19 protein-coding genes and 1 tRNA gene are annotated in these 22,004 nt (G+C 62.9%); 11 read left to right on the forward strand and 9 right to left on the reverse strand.

What is annotated here, in order from left to right; all coding sequences use genetic code 11:
* The first annotated feature begins 434 nt into the window (after positions 1 to 434).
* Positions 435 to 2,216: a glucan ABC transporter ATP-binding protein/ permease gene (locus AC0L2U_RS26475; protein ID WP_127267279.1), complete on the forward strand. Its 1,782-nt coding sequence runs from the start codon at positions 435 to 437 to the stop codon at positions 2,214 to 2,216.
* Between the two features lie 139 nt (positions 2,217 to 2,355).
* The gene (locus AC0L2U_RS26480; RefSeq protein ID WP_127395493.1) at positions 2,356 to 3,159 is read left to right on the forward strand and encodes a heme ABC transporter permease; all 804 of its coding nucleotides are present in this window, start codon (positions 2,356 to 2,358) and stop codon (positions 3,157 to 3,159) included.
* Between the two features lie 114 nt (positions 3,160 to 3,273).
* Here AC0L2U_RS26480 and AC0L2U_RS26485 read toward each other — a convergent pair whose 3' ends face one another.
* A complete protein-coding gene (locus AC0L2U_RS26485) occupies positions 3,274 to 4,332 on the reverse strand; it encodes a D-TA family PLP-dependent enzyme (RefSeq protein ID WP_473602890.1) in 1,059 nt (352 codons plus the stop codon).
* Between the two features lie 190 nt (positions 4,333 to 4,522).
* Between AC0L2U_RS26485 and AC0L2U_RS26490 the strand changes: the two genes are divergently transcribed.
* Positions 4,523 to 5,209 carry a D-lyxose/D-mannose family sugar isomerase gene (locus tag AC0L2U_RS26490; protein WP_127258087.1) on the forward strand — a complete coding sequence of 229 codons (687 nt, stop codon included), beginning with the start codon at positions 4,523 to 4,525 and terminating at the stop codon, positions 5,207 to 5,209.
* A gap of 62 nt (positions 5,210 to 5,271) precedes the next feature.
* On the opposite strand, the gene AC0L2U_RS26495 is transcribed toward AC0L2U_RS26490, so the two are convergent.
* Positions 5,272 to 6,276 carry a L,D-transpeptidase family protein gene (locus AC0L2U_RS26495; protein WP_473602865.1) on the reverse strand — a complete coding sequence of 335 codons (1,005 nt, stop codon included), beginning with the start codon at positions 6,274 to 6,276 and terminating at the stop codon, positions 5,272 to 5,274.
* 247 nt (positions 6,277 to 6,523) lie between these two features.
* Here AC0L2U_RS26495 and AC0L2U_RS26500 point away from each other — a divergent pair, with 247 nt between their 5' ends.
* Positions 6,524 to 6,730: a hypothetical protein gene (locus AC0L2U_RS26500; protein ID WP_164873861.1), complete on the forward strand. Its 207-nt coding sequence runs from the start codon at positions 6,524 to 6,526 to the stop codon at positions 6,728 to 6,730.
* 110 nt (positions 6,731 to 6,840) lie between these two features.
* On the opposite strand, the gene AC0L2U_RS26505 is transcribed toward AC0L2U_RS26500, so the two are convergent.
* The 4 genes from AC0L2U_RS26505 to AC0L2U_RS26520 form a co-directional block, all read right to left on the reverse strand.
* On the reverse strand, positions 6,841 to 8,520 hold the full coding sequence (locus AC0L2U_RS26505; protein ID WP_473602866.1) for a hypothetical protein: 1,680 nt from the start codon (positions 8,518 to 8,520) through the stop codon (positions 6,841 to 6,843).
* A 110-nt stretch (positions 8,521 to 8,630) separates the two neighbouring features.
* A complete protein-coding gene (locus AC0L2U_RS26510; protein ID WP_127395489.1) occupies positions 8,631 to 9,263 on the reverse strand; it encodes a hypothetical protein in 633 nt (210 codons plus the stop codon).
* Positions 9,264 to 10,466: 1,203 nt separating this feature from the next.
* Positions 10,467 to 10,540, reverse strand: a tRNA-Gln gene (locus tag AC0L2U_RS26515).
* Positions 10,541 to 10,716: 176 nt separating this feature from the next.
* On the reverse strand, positions 10,717 to 11,649 hold the full coding sequence (locus tag AC0L2U_RS26520) for a lysylphosphatidylglycerol synthase domain-containing protein (RefSeq protein ID WP_127395486.1): 933 nt from the start codon (positions 11,647 to 11,649) through the stop codon (positions 10,717 to 10,719).
* Positions 11,650 to 12,025: 376 nt separating this feature from the next.
* Between AC0L2U_RS26520 and AC0L2U_RS26525 the strand changes: the two genes are divergently transcribed.
* Complete coding sequence (locus AC0L2U_RS26525) at positions 12,026 to 13,381, forward strand: Ppx/GppA phosphatase family protein (RefSeq protein ID WP_128363056.1); 1,356 nt, start codon at positions 12,026 to 12,028, stop codon at positions 13,379 to 13,381.
* 22 nt (positions 13,382 to 13,403) lie between these two features.
* A complete protein-coding gene (locus AC0L2U_RS26530; protein WP_473602867.1) occupies positions 13,404 to 14,201 on the forward strand; it encodes an RlmE family RNA methyltransferase in 798 nt (265 codons plus the stop codon).
* A gap of 70 nt (positions 14,202 to 14,271) precedes the next feature.
* Here the strand turns inward: AC0L2U_RS26530 and AC0L2U_RS26535 are convergent, their stop codons facing one another.
* A complete protein-coding gene (locus AC0L2U_RS26535) occupies positions 14,272 to 15,693 on the reverse strand; it encodes an MFS transporter (protein WP_473602868.1) in 1,422 nt (473 codons plus the stop codon).
* Between the two features lie 287 nt (positions 15,694 to 15,980).
* Here AC0L2U_RS26535 and AC0L2U_RS26540 point away from each other — a divergent pair, with 287 nt between their 5' ends.
* The 5 genes from AC0L2U_RS26540 to AC0L2U_RS26560 all read left to right on the forward strand — a co-directional run bounded on the left by AC0L2U_RS26540 (position 15,981) and on the right by AC0L2U_RS26560 (position 19,368).
* Complete coding sequence (locus tag AC0L2U_RS26540) at positions 15,981 to 16,226, forward strand: type II toxin-antitoxin system prevent-host-death family antitoxin (protein WP_127269485.1); 246 nt, start codon at positions 15,981 to 15,983, stop codon at positions 16,224 to 16,226.
* Entirely contained in the window at positions 16,223 to 16,678 is a 456-nt protein-coding gene (locus AC0L2U_RS26545) for a PIN domain-containing protein (RefSeq protein WP_127269486.1), read from the forward strand. Before AC0L2U_RS26540 ends, AC0L2U_RS26545 begins: the two co-directional genes overlap by 4 nt.
* A 156-nt stretch (positions 16,679 to 16,834) precedes the next feature.
* Positions 16,835 to 18,337 carry an IMP dehydrogenase gene (gene guaB, locus AC0L2U_RS26550; protein ID WP_127269487.1) on the forward strand — a complete coding sequence of 501 codons (1,503 nt, stop codon included), beginning with the start codon at positions 16,835 to 16,837 and terminating at the stop codon, positions 18,335 to 18,337.
* The gene (locus tag AC0L2U_RS26555) at positions 18,288 to 18,911 is read left to right on the forward strand and encodes a hypothetical protein (RefSeq protein ID WP_127269488.1); all 624 of its coding nucleotides are present in this window, start codon (positions 18,288 to 18,290) and stop codon (positions 18,909 to 18,911) included. Before guaB ends, AC0L2U_RS26555 begins: the two co-directional genes overlap by 50 nt.
* A gap of 37 nt (positions 18,912 to 18,948) precedes the next feature.
* A complete protein-coding gene (locus AC0L2U_RS26560; RefSeq protein WP_127269489.1) occupies positions 18,949 to 19,368 on the forward strand; it encodes an MAPEG family protein in 420 nt (139 codons plus the stop codon).
* Positions 19,369 to 19,417: 49 nt separating this feature from the next.
* Here the strand turns inward: AC0L2U_RS26560 and rnd are convergent, their stop codons facing one another.
* Both rnd and AC0L2U_RS26570 read right to left on the reverse strand, forming a co-directional pair.
* On the reverse strand, positions 19,418 to 20,569 hold the full coding sequence (gene rnd / locus AC0L2U_RS26565) for a ribonuclease D (RefSeq protein ID WP_127272735.1): 1,152 nt from the start codon (positions 20,567 to 20,569) through the stop codon (positions 19,418 to 19,420).
* A 78-nt stretch (positions 20,570 to 20,647) separates the two neighbouring features.
* Positions 20,648 to 21,889 (reverse strand): MFS transporter, encoded by a 1,242-nt coding sequence (locus tag AC0L2U_RS26570; protein WP_127273376.1) that lies wholly within the window; start codon positions 21,887 to 21,889, stop codon positions 20,648 to 20,650.
* Between the last annotated feature and the right edge of the window lie 115 nt (positions 21,890 to 22,004).

Genomic DNA, 22,004 nt, shown 5'->3' on the forward strand with positions numbered 1-22,004 from the left:
GCCGTCCCGCCCGGCGTTGCCGCCTGCCGATTGAAGGACATGCCACCGAGGAATGCATGAAATCAAAGGCTTGAGGCGTCCGACAGGGGCGCCACGAGCAGTGAGAGTTTGGCCTCCCTTCACCTGGAAGGGCGCACTGCAGCTTTGTTTCGCTCTATACTTCCCAAAAGGCGATTTCGGCCTTAGTCATCCGCCCGACATTGTTGCTGATTAAAATTGTGGCAGTACGTGCCAACTGCCATGATTTCGCCGCATGCCTGACATTTTACCTGTCTTCTCAAACCGTTAGGTGATCACGGCAGATTTCGGAACGTCGCCATCTTTTGTTCGCTCTAGGGGAACTGAAGGGGTACACGGCCATTGTTTTGCGACGTATCAACCGGTACGAATAAAATGATGCAGTGCACAATAAACAGCGTGGCGGAGTAACTGGGGTGACCCTTCTGCAAATCTACTGGCGAGCTCTCGGTTATCTGGCGGCGGACAGGAAACGCGTTGCGTTGATCTGTTCGGCCAACGTGGCTCTCGCCATCGTAGCGCTTCTCGAGCCGATCATGTTCGGTCGCGTCATCGGCGCCATCTCCGAGCGTGGTTCTGTCTTCACCACGCTGGTCATGTGGGCCGGTCTCGGAGCCTTCAACATCGTTGCCTTCGTCATGGTGGCGCGCGGCGCTGACCGCTTTGCCCACGCGCGGCGCAGCGAAGTGCTTTGCGAGTCCTTCGAGCGTGTGATCACCATGCCGCTCGCCTGGCACCATCAGCACGGCACCTCCAATGCGCTGCATACGATGCTGCGCGCCGTCGAAACCCTGTTCAGCCTTTGGCTCGAATTCATGCGCCAGCATTTGTCCACGGCTGTCGCCCTCGTACTGCTGGTCCCGACCGCGATCAGCATGGACCTGCGCATGTCGCTGGTGCTGCTTGGCCTCGGGCTGCTCTATGTCGGCATCGGCCGGATGGTCATGCGCCGCACCAAGGCGGGCCAGGCCGCGGTCGAGCGCCACTACCACAAGGTGTTCGCGCATGTGACCGACTCGGTCAGCAACGTTGCGGTGCTGCAGAGCTACAATCGCCTCGGCCACGAGGCCGATACGCTGCGCCGCTACGTTAAGAACCTGCTCGACGCGCAGAACCCTGTTCTCGACTGGTGGGCGCTGGCCAATGCCTTGCACCGCCTGTCATCGGCAATCTCGATGCTGATCGTGTTGTCGATCGGCTCCTATCTCGTCACTCGTGGTCAGTTGGGTGTCGGCGACGTCATTGCCTTCACCGGTTTTGCCACGATGCTGATCGCTCGCCTCGACCAGATGTCGGCTTTCGCAAACCAGATTTCCGAGGCCCGTGCCAAGCTCGAGGATTTCTACCATCTCGAGGACTCCGCGGCTGATGCCGCCGAGCCGGACGGCCTGCGCGATCTTGCCAACGTCACCGGCCATGTCCGCTTCGAGAATGTCGGCTTCGAATTCGCCAATTCCGGCCAAGGCATCGACGACGTGTCCTTCGAGGTGCAGGCGGGCCAGACCGTCGCCATCGTGGGCCCCACGGGCGCTGGCAAGACCACGCTCATCAACCTGCTGCAGCGTGTCTTCTCGCCGTCCCATGGCCGTATCCTGATCGACGGCATCGACACCCGCACCGTGACCCGCAAGTCGGTGCGCCATTCGATTGCCACCGTGTTCCAGGATGCCGGGCTGCTCAACCGCTCGATCGAGGACAACATCCGTGTTGGCCGCGCCGATGCAAGCAATGACGAGATCCATGCCGCCGCCAATGCGGCTGCCGCACAGGACTTCATCCTGTCCAAGAGCAATGGCTACGACACGGTGGTTGGCGAACGTGGCGGTCAGCTCTCGGGCGGCGAGCGTCAGCGCATCGCCATTGCCCGCGCCGTGCTGAAGGACGCACCGATCCTGGTGCTCGACGAGGCGACCAGCGCGCTCGACGTCGAGACCGAGGACCGCGTCAAGGAAGCGATCGACGAGCTGCGCCGCGACCGCACGACCTTCATCATCGCCCACCGCCTGACCACCGTTCGCGACGCCGATCTGGTCGTGTTCATGGACAAGGGCAGGGTGGTCGAGATGGGCGGCTTCACCGAGCTGTCGCTGCGCAATGGCCGCTTCGCCAGCCTGCTGCGCGCCGGCGGCCTGCTCAACGACGAGGAGGTTCGCCGCCTCAGCCGCACCGTTCAGCAACAGCAGGAAGCGGCTGCCTGAGCCTCTTTCTTTTACCTCCCCCTTGTGGGGAGGTCGGACCGTTAGGTCCGGGTGAGAGTACAGGCACGGCCGCCCCAATTGCGTCTGCGACACCACCGCTCGATTGCCCCGAACGCCGCGGCGGTTTATGTAGAACCGCATGAGCGATACGACTTCACGCCTGACCGGCTGGATGGACCTCGCCAACCCGACGCGCTTCGTCGGGCTGGCGGACAAGGTCGTGCCATGGCTGGCCACGATCGCCACACTGATCCTCGCCGTGGGGCTCTATATGAGCTTCGCCGCGCCTGAGGATTTCCAGCAGGGCATCACCGTCCGCATCATGTATATCCACGTGCCTTTCGCCTGGCTCGCCATGATGTGCTACACGCTGATGGCGGTCTCGGCGCTCGGCACGCTCGTCTGGCGGCATCCGTTGGCCGATGTCGCGCTGAAATCAGCCGCACCCATCGGCGCCGTCTTCACCGCGCTGGCGCTGATCACCGGTTCGATCTGGGGCAAGCCGATGTGGGGCACCTGGTGGGTCTGGGATGCTCGGCTGACCTCGGTGTTCGTGCTGTTCCTGATGTATCTCGGCATCATCGCGCTGACCCGCGCGCTCGACGATGCCAGCCGTGCCGCCTGGGCCGCGGCCATCATCACGCTGGTCGGCTTCATCAACATCCCGATCATCAAATTCTCGGTCGACTGGTGGAACACGCTGCATCAGCCGGCCTCGGTGTTCCGCATGGGCGGCTCCACCATCGACCCCAGCCTGCTATGGCCGCTGCTGGTGATGGCGCTCGGCTTTACCGTGCTGTTCTTCGCGCTGCACCTGATGGCGATGCGCACCGAAATCCGCCGCCGCAGGGTGATTGCCATGCGCAGGGTTGCGGCACGGCAGGCCGAGCGGTCTCCCCCTTCTTCCATTGTGGGAGAAGGTGTAGCCGAAGGCGACGGATGAGGGGTGTTCCAGGGAACGCCAACGTCTCATTCCGCTGGAACACCCTCATCCGTCTCGGCGCTGCGCGCCGATCCACCTTCTCCCACAGGGGGAGAAGGCAAGGCGCTTCCTAGTTCACCCCATCCTTCCGCGCGCCGCCACCGGGAGCGTTTCCAGCACCTTGTCGCCGTCGATCAGATTGACCTCGTTGAACAGGTTTGTGACGACGCAGCAATGGTCGGGCACGACACGCACGCGCTCGCCGATGCGCAGCTTGCCGTCGCCCGAAAGCGTGACGGTGCCGTGCTCCTCGCTCAGGCCCGTCACCCGCGCTCCCGACACGCCGAGCAACTCGCCGAAATCGGCGAGACCCAGCGTGTCGCTGGACAGCGCCTTGCTCCCGGCATCGAGGATAGCGCGCGTCGCTGTGGGATGGCTGACCACCGTCGACAGCACCGTCAGCGCACAGTCGTCGAGGCCGCCGACGCCTTTGGCGACCTGATAGCGGTCGAGATAGATGTAGGTGCCTGGACGATACTCGGTGACAACGGATGTATCGCTGGAGCGCCACATATCCGGCGTGCCGCCGCTGGAGATGCGCTCGCAGGCGAGGCCCGACGCGGCCAGCGCCTGCTTGGCCCCGGTGAGCCAGGCTTCGGCCTCCGCTGCCCGCCCGGCGGCCGGGTAGGTCATCAGCCCCCCGAAGGCGAGGCCACCGGCTCTGTCGATCTGTCTTGCCAGCGCGACCGCTTCATCAGCCGACTGCACGCCGCAGCGGCCCATGCCGGTGTCGCATTCGACCAGCACCTGCAAACGATGGCCGGCATCGCTGAAGGTGGTTGCCAGCCCTTCGAGCGTCTCCATGCTGTCCGCTGTCACCGACAGGGTGACGCGCCCGTGCAGCCCCAGAAGCCGCTCCAGCTTGGCGCGCCCAAGGATGTTGTAGGGAAGAAAAATATCGGTCAGCCCGGCATCGGCCATCACCTCGGCCTCGCCGATCTTCTGGCAGGTGATGCCGACGGCGCCGGCCGCTATCTGCTTCTTCGCCCAGTAGGGCAATTTGTGCGTCTTGATATGCGGCCGGAGCTTCAGCCCGTTCTTGTCGGCATGCGCCTGGGCGCGGGCAATGTTGGCTTCCGCGCGCGCGGCGTCGATCAGGATGGATGGCGTATCGAGATCGTGAACGGTCGGCATCATCTTTCACCCATGAGGAATCCGCGGGTTTTATGGCCCTGAAAATCCGTGATGTCACGCGGCCAGCGAAGCGGATCTGTGGTCCATGCGCCGAAGCGCAACGCCGGACAGGGCAGCGAGATGGATCGACACCGCATCGGCGTTCGGCTATGCGATTTGCCAGACAAATCGATACGAAGGGATCATGACCATGAAGCGCTCCGCCATCAACGACATCATCCGCGAAGCCGACGCTTTCATCCGCTCGTTCGGCTACATCATGCCGCCCTTCGCCTATTGGTCGCCGCAGGAGGCGAAGGCGCGCCAGGTCGACTCGTCGGCCGTATTCACCTCGCGGCTCGGCTGGGACATCACCGATTACGGCCAGGAGAAATTCAGGGAACTCGGCCTGTTCCTGTTCACCGTTCGCAACGGCCGCTACGAGGACATGAAGAAGGGCATGGGCATGCTCTATGCCGAGAAGATCATGATCTCGCGCAAGGATCAGCTGTCGCCGATGCACCGCCACAACATCAAGGCCGAGGACATCATCAACCGTGGCGGCGGCAAGCTGGTGCTGGAACTGTTCATGCATGACCGCGACGGCGGCATCGATCCCAAGGCGGAGGTTTCGGTGCCGGTCGACGGAACCATCCACAGGCTGCCTGCGGGCGGGCTCCTGAAGCTCGACCCGGGCCAGAGCGTCACGCTCTTGCCCGGCGTCTGGCATGCCTTCTGGGCCGAGGGCAAGGACGTGCTGATCGGAGAGGTCTCGACCGTCAATGACGATCTCACCGACAATGTGTTCCGCGAACCGATCGGCCGTTTTTCCAACATCGACGAAGACGTTGCCCCGGTCCATCTGCTGGTATCCGATTATGAGAAGTGGCTGGGGTAAGGGCGCCGCCCCACGGTGACGCCAGTCACACGGTCGAAAGCGGGTTAGTCCGTAGCGCCTAACTACTGCGATCCTTGCTCGACCGATCCTGCCGCTTCCTCCTTGAAGACGACCTTTGTGCCTCTTTGCACTTCGGAGGCGAGGTCTTCGGCATCCCAGTTGGTCAGCCTGATGCAACCATGCGAGAAGGTCTTTCCGATCTTGCCTGGGTCCGGAGTCCCGTGAATGCCATAACTATCGATGGACAAATCGATCCAGACCGATCCCACCGGATTGTTTGGCCCGGCAGCGATCGTGAAGGGGCGCTTCGTCTTCACCCCCTTGAAGGCAAACTCGGGATCGTAGTGATAGGTTGGGTGGCGCACCACGCGTTTGACCTCTGCCTCGCCACTCGGCGCGGGCTTCTCCTGGCTCCCGATCGAGGCGGGGTACGTCGCAAGCACTTTGCCGGAAGGGTCGAGCACGCGAACCTGGCGAGCGCTCTTGTCGACCTCCACGTTCCCAATGTCTTGCGGCGGATCACCTCGGGCGACAGCTGGCACCAGCAGCTTTTGCCCCGCTCTCCTGAAGCCGATGCCGGGATTGAGGCGTTCAAGCAGTTCCTCGCTGCTGTGGAAGCGCTCCGCGATCTTTTCCAGGGCATTGTGGTAGGCCAGCCTGGGCAGGCGGGCCATCCTCTCCATGCGCGTCGGAATTCGCCTGGTGAACGGTCCCTGCACATCCTTGCGCGTCAACTCGTAGGTCTCAAGCGCGGGGCGCGAGGAGCTCGCGACCAGCTTGTCCCATGTCTCGCGGGTAAGCTTGCCGTCGGCAGGCAATCCGTTGGCCGCTTGAAACGCACTGACTGCCCGGCTGAAGTTCTCTGCTTGGCGGCCATCGATCAGGCCTGGCGAGAAGCGTGCACGATCCAGGAGGATTTGCGCCTTCAGAACGGTCGCACTGACGCCTTTCGCTTCGCTGCCGTCAAATTGGGCGTTGTTGACGGTGACCGCGTCCAGTTTTGCCGCCGCCGTTGCATCCCATGCCATGACGAGCATGGCGGCAGCGGCAAGAACGAGCCTGATCATGGAGGTCACACTCCTGTATGAGCACCTGCTTCTATGACGTCGCACGGCCGATCTGGTTCCATTCCCCTGGCTGCGTCCGACTGCCGAGTGCCGATGCGCCGCAGCGAACCCGGACCAGGGAGCACCCGGCGGTGGCGCGGGTGCATTGTTGATAAGGGTCCGCCATCATCCAGATGGATGGCGACTCTCGCCAGCGCATGTGTTGGCTTCAAGTCGAAGCGCAGCTCGGTGACCGAGGAGAGCCAGCATGCAATTTCCTGCCCAGAAGGACAGAAGACCGGCAGCCGAGGATGAGCGCCAGGCCCGGCTTGAGAAAACAGCCAGGCTCAAGCAGCTTCGGTCCTATGCTTCCTGGCTTTTGTCCGACCCAAACGCCCAACTTCACGATGAGATAGACTGCTCGGTGCTGATCGAGGAAGGCGTGATACGAGACAAAGCGTGGAGCCTGGGCTGATCGGCAGGTGACACGACCGGGCGGCGAGGGTTTCACCGCCAACGATGATCGGTCGACAATTTGTTTGGCGAGCCGATCGGCCGCAACAGTGGCGGTAGGCTGACTTCGCGTCAGTGACAGCAGCCTTGCTGCGCGCTCGTCCTGCACAGGCAGGACGAGGTGATCGGCACGTCCGCCTTGGCCAGCGCCGCGGCAAGGCTTGTCTGCAATATCGGCAATTCATCAGTCTCGCCGCGCCGATTCATGCATTCCACCAGCCCGTGCAGTGCCCAGACATTGTTCTGATGCTGGGCGCAGCGCTGCACCTTGCCGCTCAGGCCGAGATCGTCGCGATAGACCTGTTCAGCTTCTGCAGAGTGGCCCTGGTCGAGAAGCAGTGCTGCCAGCGCATGGCGCGGCGGATGCATCCACGCCCACGGCTCGGTGTAGGACAGATTGTCGTCAAGCTCGACCGCTTGCCGCAGATGGCCGTAGGCCTCGTCATGCCGGCCCTGGTGATAGGCAAGCTCGCCGTCGAGCAGGGCAGCCCCGACAGCCAGCGAAGCCCGCGTCGGGTTGCTGAGGAAGCGCCGCTCGGCCGGAATGCCTTCCAGATGCCGGTGGAATTTTTCGCGCTCGCGCTCGGCCTCGGTGAAAAGCCCGAGCGTCGCATGCGCGACACCCTTGGCGTAGTGCTGCATGGCCGCTGTCAGCACATAAAGGCCCGGCTCCGCGGTGACCGGTTCGTCGACGATCTCCTGCCAGCGGCCGAAGCGCACCAGCAGATGCGATTTCATCGCATGGTAGCCTTCCACTGTCTGGGTGAGTTTTGGCCGGTCCTGGATGGCGACCACCTCGCGCGCGACCAGGCTGCGCACCTTGTCGGCGGCCCACAGTGCCGGCCGGTACTGGCCTGACAACATGCAGGTGAATGTCATCAGATGCAGATCGTGGCAGCAGCCGAGCAGATAGTAGGTCGGCTCGTCGGCATAGGCCAGATAGAGGTCGTTGGCGCGCACCGCCTTCTCGCTGGCAAGCCTGGCCTTCTCGTACTCGCCGCACAGCACATAGATATGCCCCGGCATGTGGTTCATGTGCCCGGCATCGGGGCACATTTCGCCCAGCAGATCCGCCGAGCGCATGCCGCGCTCCGGCATGGTGGACATTTCCAGGAGATGGATGTGCAGGTGGACGATCGCCGGACGTTGTGCTGCGCCGGTCTCGTCGGCAAACCGGATTGACCGCTCGCAAACGTCGAGCGCCTCGACGACATCGGAATTCGGCGCCGGCGCGCCGGTCTTGAGATTCCACAGCCGCCGCACCGTGCGCATCATCAGCGCCTCAACGAAAAGCGCCATCACATCGTCGTCGTCGGGAAAGTCCTGATACACAAGCCGCATAGCGGCGGCATAGGCATCGTCCCATTGTTCGAATTCCTCGGGGCCCACCCGGTGCGGCTTCTGGAAGCGGCACGCCAGCGCTTCGATCAGGCGCCTTTCGACATCGCTGGCGGCAGCCGCATTGGCGCGCGCTAGCTGGACATGCTCGAAGCAGCGTCTGGTTGCGCTGTTGGCCTCGGCCTCGCCATGCTCTTTCCAGGTCAGATTGTAAAAGGGCCCGGCGGCATAGGCGATGCCCCAATGCACAAAAGCGCAATCAGGATCCGTCTCCAGCGCCTTCTCAAAACACTTGATGCCCTCCTCATGGTTGAAGCCGTAGCACCACTTCAGTCCTATATCGAACCAGCGCTGGGTTTCCGCCGAGCGCGTGGAGATGGGGCGGCGATAAGTGCCGAGGTTGAAGCGGTCCATGGGTGCTCATTTCAATTCCGATTGCCAGCGAGCCAGGCTCTGGTCAGATTCCCTCGTCATCAGTGTGTGACGAAATCTCCAGGCATGGCAAACGCAACGCGTGCCGCCCCCTAGCTGGCCCCTTCGGGCGGTGCTTCATTCTGCCAGCCGGCCAGCTCTGGCAGGTCGTCCAGCCAACTTTTTTCTGTCATCGAGGCATCGCCGGCCTGCGGGGCGGCTTCGGTGGCGTTTTGAATGAGCCAGTCCATCCACTTCCGGTAGGCAACCGGGTCCAACTGGGGCGGCAGCACCTTGGCCTTGGCCAGCATGCGTTTGCGGAAACTAACCTGCCTGCGGAGTTTGGTCGTCGTGAATTTGATTGCCTTGCCCTGGTATTCGACCGTCCAGCGCCCGTCCCCATGGCTGGTGAGCCTGTCGATGGCGAAACCGGCATCGACCGGCCTATCCCGCCAAGGAAGCTCGATGGCATTCTTCCTCAGATCGAGTGCCCATCGCCTGTAGTCGGTCCCGGCACGCTGGGGCGGCAGCACGCCAGCCTGTTCGAGTATCTTCCTGCGGAAGGTCGGCTGCTTCTTGAGCTGGCCTGTCGTCAGCTCGATGCGATGCCCACGGAATTCGACATGCCAGCGGATCTTCCCATTGCCGAAATACTTGACCAGCCTGTCGATGACGAACGCGTCGTCGGAGAGCGTCACGCAGCCTTGGCTCATGCGTTCGAGAATGTACTGGCTATCAGTGAGCATGACGCGGCCTTGTGGAGGAGCCTTCATGAAGCTTCACTAAGGCGGACGCAACGACCAGGCAATCTCGCCTTCCATGATTCCGTCGCATAGACACCGATGACGCGCCGTATCGCTAGCGCGCTTATCCTGACCAGCGGCTAGGAGCAGCGGCCCGGCGTCGGGGGGTATCGAGGGGGACTGGCGCCGAGCCTGACCGGCTTGGAGGGGGCAGTGCCGGCTGTCCGAATTATAAGCCTTTTTATGCGTCTACGCTAATTTAATTAAAGGACCATATTCCGCTGGGGCCAAGTTTACGGTCATTTTGCCGCCCGTCCCATTTCAGCACAGGGTTGCTGGCATTGCTCTTGCACCGGACCTGTTACTGGGTGAACCCCGGTCCTGATCGCGTACCCGATTAGGTAGTAGGCTCGCCGGGCTCCGAGGGCGTTGGGGTCTTCGCCCGGCGAGTTTGCCAACTTCCTATCCTTTTGGCGGCTTTTTAGCATCAGCTTGACAACTTGATCGCTCCAAAGCACCTTCGGCGAGTGGAAAATGCGAGGAGCATTTATGAAAAAGAACTATGAAAAGCCTGTCCTGGCGAAGCGAGGAATCCTTTCCTCAGTCACGGCGCAAGTCGTCGAGTCGGGTCCTGTTACGTCGGACTGAGCCGATCTCGACATGACGGGAAGCTCGCCGGCCCGGTTCGGTGTGCTGTAGGAATTGTCCTCGGGTGGCGACTCTCAAAAGGTGTCGCAATGACTAGGTCAAAACCACAAAGCAATTATCACAAGCTGAAATTGATCGCTTTCTAATGGCAGCGGAAGCGCTGCACCTAAGCATCATTAAGCCATTCATATCGCCGTATTACGACCACTACAGGCAGACCGGTGTCCCGCATGAGGTGTTGTTGAAGACCTTGCGGCACGTCACCCGTAAGAAAGCCGAGTTCATCCGGTGGAACACTGCTGGGCCGGTTAGGCCGCAGACGGCGGGATAACGCGTTCAGCCATCGTTGCGCTTCAAAACGAAGACCTAAAGCCTCGGCGGAGTCGGTGATATATCCGATGATACATAGGTGAGCTTTGAAGATCACGGGCTGCGTGGGTGAACAGCAGCACGATAAACAGAACGACCACTGCAGATGAAAACCCGGTCAAGAAAGCCATGCAGCCGAACGTGGCCGGCGTCGGGAGGTTCCGCACTGGTAGATACTTGAGAAATGTCTGGCTGGGGAACCTGGATTCGAACCAGGACTAACGGAGTCAGAGTCCGTGGGTCTACCGTTAACCTATTCCCCAGCAGGCGTGGTCATGAACCGCGCGGGCCGAGCAGCTGAGCCGCTTGAGCGCTGCCTTGTAGCCGCCAGCGGAAAATAGTCAAGCCTGCTCTGTGCTTCAATGGCACGTTTCGTCAGGTGATTTCAGACGCCGCACTTCAGATGCCGGCGCGCGGCCTCCAGATCCAATCCCGCTCCTCAAGGCTCCGTCCGGCTGAACTGCGAGCGTTCGAAGAACAGCACGACGCCCAGGCCCAGAATCAACGGGATGATCAGGTAGAACAGCCGGAACACCAGCAGCGCCGCCAGCACGCCGACCGGATCCATGTCCGACAGGCCGGCGAGAAACACCACCTCGAACACGCCGAGCCCGCCCGGCGCATGCGAGATCTGCGCGATCGAGAAGGAGACGAGGAAGACGCCCAGTATGACGAAGTAGCCGGGATTGTGGGCTGCGGGCAGGGCAAAGAAGATGATCGCGGCGGCGGCCAGCAGTTCGATCGGGCCGATCAGCAACTGCCGCGCGACGATCGGCAGCGCCGGATAGTGGAGCTGAAAACTGGCGATCTTCAGCGGGCGCAGATGCAGCCAGCTGCCGAAGACATAGGCGGCGACGAGCAGCAGCATCGCGATGCCGGCCGCTTCCGACAGGCCATGATGGGCGATGCCGGAAAACCGGTCGAGTATCTCAGGCTCGAACACCAGAACCAGGCCCGAGGCCAAAATCGTCGACAGCACGAAGGTGATCCAGCAGACCGCCACCAGCACGCCGACATCCTGTCCGGTCAGGCCCCTGGTACCATAGGCGCGATAGCGGATGACGGCGCCCGAAAACACCGAACCGCCAATGTTGTGCGACAGCGCATAGGTGGTGAAGGAGCACAGCGTGACGAACAGCCACGACACGCGCTTGCCGATATGCAGGAGCGCGATGTGGTCGTAGCCGGCAAGCGAGGCATAGGCGATGATCGAACTCAGCGCGGCAAGGACCCAGCCGCGGGTCGAAATGGCCGTGATACCGTCCCAGACGTCGTCGAGCGAAACGCCGCGCAATTCGTGCCAGAGCAGCAGCAGCGAGAAGATCACGGCGGCGATGCCCACAACCGGCCAGAAATAGCGTCTCCAGTTCATTGCCTGACTGCCATGCGTTGCGGGTCCGCTTCCTTTTCGTGGCTGGTGAAAGGCCGGCCTTGCCGGATTCTTCCGCTCATTTCAGAAATGCCTCATCGAAGCCGGCTATTCAACCGCGAACCCTTGTCGCAGCGTCGGCCGGCTAGATTTGCCGCAGTGAGCGGCCGAAAGAGATGCCGGCAGGCGTAGCGCCGGCAACTGCGGCGTGCGGGTTCATTACGCGGCCGCCCCGGAACGGCGGTTTGCGGCCTGCCGGCAAAATTCGGCACGCGGCTCTTGGTGATCGGGCGCGGCGCTGTTAGTCTGGCGGCAACTTAAAACACTGAAGCGCCTGCTGCGTCCATCATAGGTTCGCGCGGCGCCGGAAGGAACGACAGTGGAAGACCACGACACCGGCGCCGGCGCGCCGGAGGTGGGCGTGTCCAGCGCTTCCCAGCGGTCGGCTGGCCCGGGGAACGCAAGCTGGCAGCAACGCCGCCCGACGGAGCTCCGCTCCGCAGACGGGCAGGCGGGCGACGCACCCCACAAAGGCAAGCCCAAGAAGCGGCGCAAGCGAAGGCGCGGGCGCAAGGTTTTTGCGCGCGACGAAGTGCGTCCCGCGGAGAATCGATCGCCGGCGCCGGGCAAGACCGGTGCCCCGGCGGAGGCCCACAGACCGTCGGAGTCGGTGGCCTCGCCCGTCGCTGTGGTGCCACGGCCGGAACAGAGCGCCCGTCGGCCGCCGGTCCAGGAGCTTCCGGTGTTTGCGGCGCTAGACCTTGGCACCAACAATTGCCGGCTGCTGGTGGCCGTGCCGACGCGGCATGGCCAGTTCCGCGTCATCGACGCTTTTTCGCGCATCGTCCGGCTGGGCGAGGGGCTCACCGCCAATGGCCGGCTCGGCCAGCCGGCGATGGACCGCGCGGTCGAGGCGCTGAAAATCTGCGGCGACAAATTGCGCAACCGCAAGATCAGAAAAGCCCGGCTGATCGCCACCGAGGCCTGCCGCACGGCCGAAAACGGCGTCGAGTTCATCGACCGCGTGGAACGCGAGGCCGGCCTGAAGCTTGAGATCATCGACCGCCAGACCGAAGCGCGGCTGGCGGTGTCCGGCTGCGGCTCGCTGGTCGAGCGCGACACCCAAGGCGTCGTCCTGTTCGATATCGGCGGCGGCTCGTCCGAAATCGCGCTCATCGATCTCGCCGGCCGCCGTTCGCCGAGGCTGGCCAATCATATCGTGTCGTGGACGTCGCTGCCGGTCGGCGTCGTCTCGCTGGCCGAGCGCTTTGGCGGCCGCACGGTGACGCGCGAGATCTTCGCCGCCATGGTCGACGACGTTGCCGGCCGGCTGGCCAGCTTCGACGGTCGCGATCGGCTGAGCCATCTCAAGGCCAGTCCGAATTTCCATCTGCTGGGCACGTCCGGAACCGTGACGACGCTGGCCGGCGTTCACCTTGAGCTCGAACGCTACGATCGCCGCCGTGTCGACGGGCTGTGGATGGACCGCGACAGCGTCGATCGCATGGTCGAAAGACTGGTTGGCTGGGATTTCCAGCAGCGCTGCGCCAACCCTTGCATCGGTGCCGATCGCGCCGATCTGGTGCTGGCCGGCTGTGCTATCCTCGAGGCGATCCGCGCCGTGTGGCCGTCCGAGCGGCTGCGAGTCGCCGATCGTGGCCTGCGCGAAGGTATTTTGAGCGAACTGATGGCCGATGATGGCGTCTGGCGCAACGATGGGCGTGGCAGAGCGTGAGCCCGAACCGAAGAAATAAGCAATGACCAAGAAACCGGAAAAACCAGGATCAGCCAGCATTCGTGTGCTGAAGACGCGGATCAAGAAGAAGAGCGGGCTGAAGGAATCGTCGCGCCGCTGGCTGCAGCGCCACATCAACGATCCCTATGTCCAGCGCTCCAAGGCTGACGGCTATCGCTCGCGCGCGGCCTACAAGCTGATCGAGATCGACGACAAGCATCATCTCCTGAAACCCGGCATGAAGGTGATCGATCTCGGCGCCGCCCCCGGCGGCTGGTGCCAGGTCGCCGCCGCGCGGACGAAATCGACGGCCGACAAGCCGCATGTCATCGGCATCGACTATCTGGAAATGGACGCCGTGCCAGGCGCCCCGGTGCTGCTGATGGATTTCCTCGATCCGGCAGCACCGCAAAAGCTGGCCGAGGCGCTGGGCGGCGATCCCGATATCGTGTTGTCCGACATGGCGGCGCCAACCACCGGGCACAAGCGGACCGACCACATCCGCACCATGCATCTGTGCGAGGTGGCGGCCGATTTTGCGCTGTCGGTGCTGAAGCCGGGCGGGCATTTCCTCGCCAAGACTTTCCAGGGCGGCGCCGAAAACGAGTTGCTCTCCATGCTCAAGAAGAACTTCCGCTCCGTCCATCACGTCAAGCCGCCGGCGTCGCGGGATGAATCGGTCGAGCTCTATTTGCTGGCCAAAGATTTTAAAGGGCGAGAGGCCGGTCCGCCGTCAGGCGGATCGGAACGTCCAGTGGACGTTCCGAAGGCCTCGAGCGCCCGGAGCTATAGCGAAGGGCCGGGGGACGCCGACGACTGACAGGGCACCGCCGGTCCGCCGTCGGGCGAATCGGGCCGTCGAGAAGGTGAGGCCGAAGCGTAGGCTGCCATCAGTTGCCGGGTGGGCTCACCGTTTCCAGCGTCTTGGGTGTTGTCAGCCGGCCGTGACCGGAAATGGCGTTGCCGGCGTCGGGTGCCAGCCGGACGAAGGATAGCGATGCCGCCGCCGAGACCGCTGCGACGATGAAGAAGGCAATGTGGAAGTCGTCCAGCGACAGCGGGCCGCCATGGATTGACGTCGATACTTCCAGGATTCCGCCGGCCAGCGCCACGCCGAGCGCGACCGACAACTGCTGGAACACCGCTGTAATCGGCGTCGCCTTGCTGGTGTCTTCAGCCGAAACCTCGGCATAGGCGAGCGCATTGACGCCAGTGAAGAACATCGAGCGGATGAAGCCGCCGACGAGCAGCATGGCCAGCATCAAGAGATAAGGTGTGTCGGGTGTGAACAGGCCGTTGATGGCGATCGAGGCGGCGGCGACCAGCGAACCGACAACCAGAACGCGGCGGAAGCCGGCGACGCGGAAGATCAGCGCGGTGACGAATTTCATGCCGATGGCGCCGATTGCAGAGACGAAGGTGATCATACCGGACTGGAATGGCGTCAGCCCAAAGCCGATCTGGAACATCAGCGGCAACAGGAACGGCACAGCACCGATGCCGATGCGGAACAGTCCGCCGCCAAGCACCGAGGAGCGGAACACCTGGTTGCGGAACAGTTCGAGCGCCAGCAGCGGGTTTTTGGCGTGGCGCGCATGCAGCAGATAGAGCGCGCCCGACAGTAGGCCGACCGCTACGGTGGTGACACCGACGATTGGCGGCAGATAGGGCAAGCTGACCACCGACAGGCCGAACACCACGCCGGATGCCGCCAGCCCGCTCAGCACGAAGCCGATGAAATCAAGTGGCGGGGTCTGCGCGGGTTCGGTCTCCGGCAGGAAACGTGTTGCCAGCCAGATGCCGACCACGCCGATCGGCACATTGATCAGGAAAATCCAATGCCAGGCGAAATAGGTGGTGATGAAGCCACCGACCGGCGGTCCGACCAGCGGCCCGATCAGCGCCGGAACGGTCAGCCAGGACATCGCCGCGACGAGTTCGCTTTTCGGTGTCGCGCGCACCAGCACCAGCCGCCCAACCGGCGTCATCATGGCGCCGCCGATGCCTTGCAGGAAGCGCGACACCACGAAAGCAGGCAGCGAACCGGAGAGGGCGCAAGCGATCGACCCGACGATGAAGACGGCGATCGCGGCGCGAAAGATATTCTTGGCGCCGAAACGGTCCGCCATCCAGCCGCTGATCGGAATGAAGATCGCCAGCGAGACGAGATAGGCGGTCAGCGCCAGCTTGAGCGCGATCGGGCTGGTGTGGATGTCGACGGCGATCGCCGGCAGCGATGTCGCAATGACGGTCGAATCCATGTTTTCCATGAAAAGGGCGACCGCCAGGATGAGCGGGATGGTGCGGTTCACAAAACGCGTCCGACTTGATTCTTTTACGGTTGACCGGGAGGCGAGCCAACATGCAGGGCGGTTATCATGGGCTGGCTCTGATGTCGCATTAATTTGCTGTCACTTTTGTGCGACTGCGGGGAGACAGGCAGTTCGCTTGGCCTGCCGCCGTGCCTAAATCAGAACTGCCGGGACGGCCAAGGTCTTCTCGTTCCGTCTCCAGGCGCTGGCCAAGCAGCAAAGAATAGCTTGCGAATGGCGATGTGTCACATTATTGTAGTGTATATAACTACTATATGGACTTTGTCATGGAAGAAGCCGTTTCGGCAGCCGATGCCAACCGCAAGTTCTCTCTCATCCTGCGCGGTGTTCGCGAAGGACAGAGCTACGTCGTGACCAGTCACGGACGCCCGGTCGCGCGAATAGTGCCCGCCGATCGACAGCAGGGTGTGGCTTCCCGCTCGCGCGTAGCGTTGTTGTCGCGCCTCGAGCGCCAGCCTGTTTTGGATGTCGGGCGCTGGACCCGTGGCGAGCTCTACGAGGACGAGCGATGAAGGTTGCGCTCGACACCAATGTCCTTGCCTGCGCGGAAGGGGTCAACGGTGCCGAGAAGCGCGATATTGTTCTTGAACTGCTGCGCAACCTACCGCAAGAGGCTGCTGTTATTCCTGTTCAGGTCCTTGGTGAGCTGTACAACGTTCTCGTCCGCAAGGCCGGAAGACCGCCTGTAGAAGCCCGGGATGCCCTTCTGGGCTGGCGCGACGCGTTTCCAGTTGCCGCGACAGTGCAAGACGTAATGATGATGGCGGCTGATCTGGCTACGGACCACCACTTCAGCATTTGGGACGCGGTCATTCTGTCCACCGCTTCCCAAACCGGTTGTCGGATGCTCCTTTCGGAAGACCTGCAAGATGGCTTCACATGGGGTGGGGTAACTGTCGTCAGCCCTTTCGCATCGCCGCGTCACGTTCTGCTCAATGCTCTCTTGGGGGAGTCTTCTGGATAGAACGCGAAACACCGAGACGATCGGCTTTTCATTGGCGCTTGGACGTGGTACCAGCCAGCGCCAATCCTGAAAGGGAAGAAACGAGTCGGCGCTGTCCATTCCGGTCCAGCGCTTTTTTGTATTCCCCCACCGCGTTTTATATTCAAGGGACTGGCCATGGCAAAAATCATCGAAACGTCCACTGGCGCATTGGCGCTGACCTTTGACGACGTGCTGCTGCAGCCCGGCCATTCCGAGGTCATGCCCGGCGAGACCGATGTCCGCACCCGCATCGCCGGCGACATCGACCTCAACGTGCCGATCCTCTCGGCGGCGATGGACACCGTCACCGAGGCCAGGCTCGCCATCGCCATGGCCCAAGCCGGCGGCATTGGCGTCATCCACCGCAATTTCTCGCCGGCCGAACAGGCCGAGCAGGTGCGGCAGGTCAAGAAATTCGAATCCGGCATGGTGGTCAATCCTGTCACCATCGGCCCCGACGCGACGCTCGCCGACGCGCTGGGCCTGATGCGCAGCTATTCGATCTCGGGCATTCCGGTGGTCGAGAATGGTGGCACTGGCGGCCACAAGGTCGGGCGGCTGATCGGCATCCTGACCAATCGCGACGTGCGCTTTGCCTCCGATCCGGCGCAGAAGGTCCATGAGCTGATGACCCGTGACAACCTGATCACGGTCAAGGAGAACGTCGACCAGGACGAGGCCAAGCGGCTTCTGCATCAGCACCGCATCGAAAAGCTGGTTGTCGTCGACAGGCAGGGCAACTGCGTCGGATTGATCACCGTCAAGGACATCGAGAAGTCGCAGCTCAACCCGCACGCCAGCAAGGACGCACAGGGCCGCTTGCGCGCCGCCGCGGCCACCAGCGTCGGCGATGACGGCTATGAACGCGCCGAACGTCTCATCGATGCCGGCGTCGACCTTCTGGTGATCGACACCGCGCATGGCCACTCGCAACGCGTGCTCGACGCGGTGACGCGCGCCAAGAAACTCTCCAACTCGGTTCGCATCCTGGCCGGCAACGTCGCCACCGCCGCGGGCACGCAGGCGCTGATCGACGCCGGTGCCGACGCCGTCAAGGTCGGCATCGGTCCGGGCTCCATCTGCACCACCCGCATCGTCGCCGGCGTCGGCGTGCCGCAGCTCTCGGCGATCATGTCGGCGGTCGAGACGGCGCACAAATCCGGCGTCTCGGTTATCGCCGATGGCGGTATCAAATATTCCGGCGATCTCGCCAAGGCGCTCGCCGCCGGCGCAAGTGCCGCCATGATCGGCTCGCTGCTGGCTGGGACCGACGAAAGCCCCGGCGAGGTCTATCTGCACCAGGGCCGCTCCTTCAAGGCGTATCGCGGCATGGGCTCGGTTGGCGCGATGGCCCGCGGCTCCGCCGATCGCTACTTCCAGGCCGAGGTGCGCGACACGCTGAAACTGGTTCCGGAAGGCATCGAAGGGCAGGTTCCCTACAAGGGACCTGTGTCTGGCGTGCTGCACCAGCTTGCGGGCGGCTTGAAAGCCGCTATGGGTTATGTTGGTGGCCGCGACCTTGCCGATTTCCGCGAGCGCGCCACCTTTGTGCGCATATCCAATGCCGGACTTCGTGAAAGCCACGCCCATGACGTCACGATTACCCGCGAAAGCCCGAACTATCCCGGTGGAGCCTGACCAGTACGGGCTCGGGCGGAACCTGACGGCAACGATCCTGCGGCTGTCTCGCCACGCAGGCGCGCTCTGTTTCCTGTCGGCGGTGGTTTTCATCGCCATGACGGCTCTGGAATTCTTCTATTTCCGCCAGTTGAGCGGCGGCTTGCCGTCGCTCGACATGCGCATTTTAGGGTTTACGCCGGACGAAGGCATGGCCTGGCTGACAGCGCTCGGCCGGCGCGGCGGCGAGATCATTCTCGTCTGGCACTATCTGACCTTCGACCTGTTGTTCCCGGCGCTCCTGTCGGTCACGCTGGTCAGCCTCATCCTGGCCACCGGCCGACGATTGAAGGCTTTCCGCGTGCTGCCGGCGCAGCTGCAGTCGATTTTCGCGTTGGTCCTGGTGCTTCCCTACACGCTTGCACATTACGTTCAGAACTTTGCGGTGGCGCGGCTTCTGTCCGATTTCCTGTCGGCCAACCCGGACTCGCTGTCTTTCGCCTCGGCGCTCACCGTCACCAAATTCGCGCTTTTCGCCATACCGGTGATCGTCATCGCGGCCTTCTGGCTGGCGGGCCAGAAACGCCAGGCCTGATGCCGCACGCGAAGCCCAACCGGGCAGGGGGCACTTGATGAACCAGACCACGATCTTCTGGCCCGTTCTCGCGCATGTGCTGCTGATCTACATCGTCTACTGCGTCCTGGGTCGTCGCAGATACGGCGCAATCAGGTCAGGCGAGGCGAAGGCCGGTCAGTTCAAGGTGCGTTCGGCCGAACCGGCCTCCAGCGTCACCGTTGCCGCCAATCTCACCAACCAGTTCGAACTGCCGGTGCTGTTTTACGTGCTGTGCCTGACGCTGCACCTGACCAACGGCGTCAACTATCTGACCTTGTCGCTGATGTGGATTTTCGTCGCGTCCCGCTATTTCCATGCCTGGATTCACCTGACCAGCAACAATCTGCTGCTGCGCAGCCGGTCATTCTTCGTCAGTGCGGTGATTCTCCTGCTGGGATGGATCTGGTTCGCGCTGCACCTGCTCGGCGCGGTCTGAGCAGAGCGCTTCTGCCTTCTCCCACAGGGGAGAAGGGAAGTCCGTTCGCCTAAAGGTCGAAAACCGCGATCTTGCGCTTGTCGAACTTGATGCCGATCTCGCCGCGTACCAGCTTGAGCGCGGCCTCGCCGAACACCGCGCGCCGCCAGCCTTGCAGCGCCGGTACGTCGGCTTCCTCGCCCTCGGCGGCGATACGGTCGATGTCGTCGCTGGAGGCCAGCACCTTGGAAGCGACGCCCTCCTTTTCGGCAACGATCCGCAGCAGCACCTTCAACAGTTCCGCCGCGGCGCTCGAGCCCTCGGGCGGCTGGAAACTCTTTGGCAGTTTCGGCATCTCTTCCTTGGGCAAAGCAAGCGCGGTGTTGACCGCGCCAAGCAGCGCCGTTGCCGTCGAGGAGCGCTCCCAGCCCTTCGGCGTCGTGCGCAGCTTGCCGAGGGCTGCCGCGTCGCGCGGCGCCTGCTGCGCCACCTCGTAGATCGCGTCGTCTTTCAGAACGCGGCCGCGCGGCACGTCGCGTTCGCGCGCCTCGCGCTCGCGCCACGCCGCAACGCCTTGCACGATCGCCAGTTCCTGCGGTTTCCGCAACCGCATCTTCAGCCGCTTCCAAGCGTCCTCGGGATGAGGATCATAGGTCTCGCGGGAGGTCAGGACCTCCATCTCCTCGTTGAGCCAATGGGCGCGGTTTTCTCGCTCCAATTCGGCGCTGAGGTGCTGATAGACCTCGATGAGATGCGTAACGTCGGCCAGCGCGTAGTCGAGCTGCTTGTCGGAAAGCGGCCGGTGGCGCCAGTCGGTGAAGCGCGATGACTTGTCGAGCCGTGCGCCGGTGATGCGCTGCACGAGCTGATCGTAGGAAACACTGTCGCCGAAGCCGCAGACCATCGCCGCCACTTGCGTGTCGAACACCGGATGCGGAACCAGATCGCCGAGGTGGACGATGATTTCGATGTCCTGCCGCGCGGCGTGGAAGACTTTGACCACCGCCTCGTTGGCCATCAGCCTGAAGAACGGCTTCAGGTCGATATCGGGAGCCAGCGGATCGATCAACGCCGTCACGCCGGGTGCGGCCATCTGTATGAGGCACAGGATCGGCCAAAACGTCGTTTCTCGTATGAATTCGGTGTCGACGGTGACGAAATCCGACTTTTCGAAAGCGGCGAGAACGGTCTCGAGTTCTTTCTGGGTGGTGATGACGTGCATCAAATCGCTTTTGACAGGAGTAAGGTCTTCCTAGATTTCAGCCGCCGGGGCTTTCGTCAAGCTTTGGCACCGCCATCATCAGGTTCCCGGACCATCGGAATCGTCGTTTCTCCTGGCCAGCCGCGCGAAAACCGTCGAAGTGCGCAGAAGCGCGGTGAAGCGGCCGCGCCTGCCTGCCGGCACACCGGACCGGGCCTGCATGCGGTAAAGGATGACGGCGATGAAGATCGCATAGACCACCGCGCTGAATACAAACAGGGCGCCCGGTCCGAAATATTGCATCGCCGTCGAGGCGGCGAACGGGCCGCCAATGGCGCCGAAGGAATAGAACAGCATCAGCGCCGCATTGATCAGCACGAACTCGCCCGTGTCGGCGCGATCGTTCGAATGCGCCGCCGACAGCGAATAGAGCGGCATGGCGAAACAGCCGAAGATGAAGATGAGGATGAAGTTGAGCGCCGGATTGCTGCCGGCGATGAACACCAGCGCCAGCGCCGAAAGCATCGCGCAGCAGGTCGTGATCAAGAGCACGCGGCGCCGATCCCAGCGGTCGGAGAGGTAGCCAAGCGGATACTGGATGATGGCGCCGCCAAAGATGCCGACGCTGACGAAGGTGACGACATCGGCGACCGACATGCCGATCTGCTCGGCATAGACCGGCGACAAGGTGCGAAAGGCGCTGTTGGTGACGCCGACGGCGATGCAGCCGAAGCAGCCCAGCGGCGAAATCCGCCAGACGCGCGCCAGGTCGAGCTTGACCTCTTCGGGTGGTGCCGGGTTGGAGCGGTCGCCGAGCGACACCGGCACCAGCGACAAGGTGATCATCATCGACATGATGGCGAAGATGGCGAAACCGCCGGCGCCGAAGACCGGGATCAGGAACTGGGCTGATGTCACCGAACCGATGTCGACCATCCGGTAGATCGCCAGCACGCGTGCCCGGTCGTGATTGCCGACGCCGGAATTCAGCCAGCTTTCGACGATGGTGAACAGCCCGGCGAAGCAGAAGCCGCCAGCAAGGCGCACCGCGCACCACATCACCGGATCGATGACCAGCACCAGGAGCAAGGTGCCGACCGAGGCGATTGCCGCCAGCGCCGAAAATGCCCTGATATGGCCGACCGCCTTCATGATGCGGGTGATGGCCAGGCAGCCGAGCAGGAAGCCGGCGAAGTAGAAGGTGCCCATCAGGCCGATGTCGGAAGCCGAAAACCCTTCCTGCGCGCCGCGCAGCGCGATCAGCGTGCTCTGCAGCCCATTGCCGCCGAGCAAGATGCCGGCGGCGAGAAGAAGCGGGATCATCGGGCGGATGGAGGACATGAAGAGGCGATCACGTGTCGGTGATCCCTTCTTGGACCATCGCCCTGGCCAACGCCAGCAGCAATTCCCTGCGCCAACAGGGATGATCGCTGTATTCGCCTGGATTCGTTTCCCC

This window comes from Mesorhizobium sp. WSM4808, assembly GCF_055811675.1.

What these genes read in the sequence shown, in the direction of transcription:
- AC0L2U_RS26520 (WP_127395486.1), bottom strand. Translation starts at nt 11,649, where the DNA reads ATGAACTGGAGACGCTATTTCTGGCCGGTTGTGGGCATCGCCGCCGTG.
- AC0L2U_RS26510 (WP_127395489.1), bottom strand. Translation starts at nt 9,263, where the DNA reads ATGCTCACTGATAGCCAGTACATTCTCGAACGCATGAGCCAAGGCTGC.
- AC0L2U_RS26490 (WP_127258087.1), top strand. Translation starts at nt 4,523, where the DNA reads ATGAAGCGCTCCGCCATCAACGACATCATCCGCGAAGCCGACGCTTTC.
- AC0L2U_RS26495 (WP_473602865.1), bottom strand. Translation starts at nt 6,276, where the DNA reads ATGATCAGGCTCGTTCTTGCCGCTGCCGCCATGCTCGTCATGGCATGG.
- AC0L2U_RS26555 (WP_127269488.1), top strand. Translation starts at nt 18,288, where the DNA reads ATGACGTCACGATTACCCGCGAAAGCCCGAACTATCCCGGTGGAGCCT.
- rnd (WP_127272735.1), bottom strand. Translation starts at nt 20,569, where the DNA reads ATGCACGTCATCACCACCCAGAAAGAACTCGAGACCGTTCTCGCCGCT.
- AC0L2U_RS26480 (WP_127395493.1), top strand. Translation starts at nt 2,356, where the DNA reads ATGAGCGATACGACTTCACGCCTGACCGGCTGGATGGACCTCGCCAAC.
- AC0L2U_RS26560 (WP_127269489.1), top strand. Translation starts at nt 18,949, where the DNA reads ATGAACCAGACCACGATCTTCTGGCCCGTTCTCGCGCATGTGCTGCTG.
- AC0L2U_RS26545 (WP_127269486.1), top strand. Translation starts at nt 16,223, where the DNA reads ATGAAGGTTGCGCTCGACACCAATGTCCTTGCCTGCGCGGAAGGGGTC.
- AC0L2U_RS26530 (WP_473602867.1), top strand. Translation starts at nt 13,404, where the DNA reads ATGACCAAGAAACCGGAAAAACCAGGATCAGCCAGCATTCGTGTGCTG.
- guaB (WP_127269487.1), top strand. Translation starts at nt 16,835, where the DNA reads ATGGCAAAAATCATCGAAACGTCCACTGGCGCATTGGCGCTGACCTTT.
- AC0L2U_RS26540 (WP_127269485.1), top strand. Translation starts at nt 15,981, where the DNA reads ATGGAAGAAGCCGTTTCGGCAGCCGATGCCAACCGCAAGTTCTCTCTC.
- AC0L2U_RS26570 (WP_127273376.1), bottom strand. Translation starts at nt 21,889, where the DNA reads ATGTCCTCCATCCGCCCGATGATCCCGCTTCTTCTCGCCGCCGGCATC.
- AC0L2U_RS26505 (WP_473602866.1), bottom strand. Translation starts at nt 8,520, where the DNA reads ATGGACCGCTTCAACCTCGGCACTTATCGCCGCCCCATCTCCACGCGC.
- AC0L2U_RS26485 (WP_473602890.1), bottom strand. Translation starts at nt 4,332, where the DNA reads ATGCCGACCGTTCACGATCTCGATACGCCATCCATCCTGATCGACGCC.
- AC0L2U_RS26500 (WP_164873861.1), top strand. Translation starts at nt 6,524, where the DNA reads ATGCAATTTCCTGCCCAGAAGGACAGAAGACCGGCAGCCGAGGATGAG.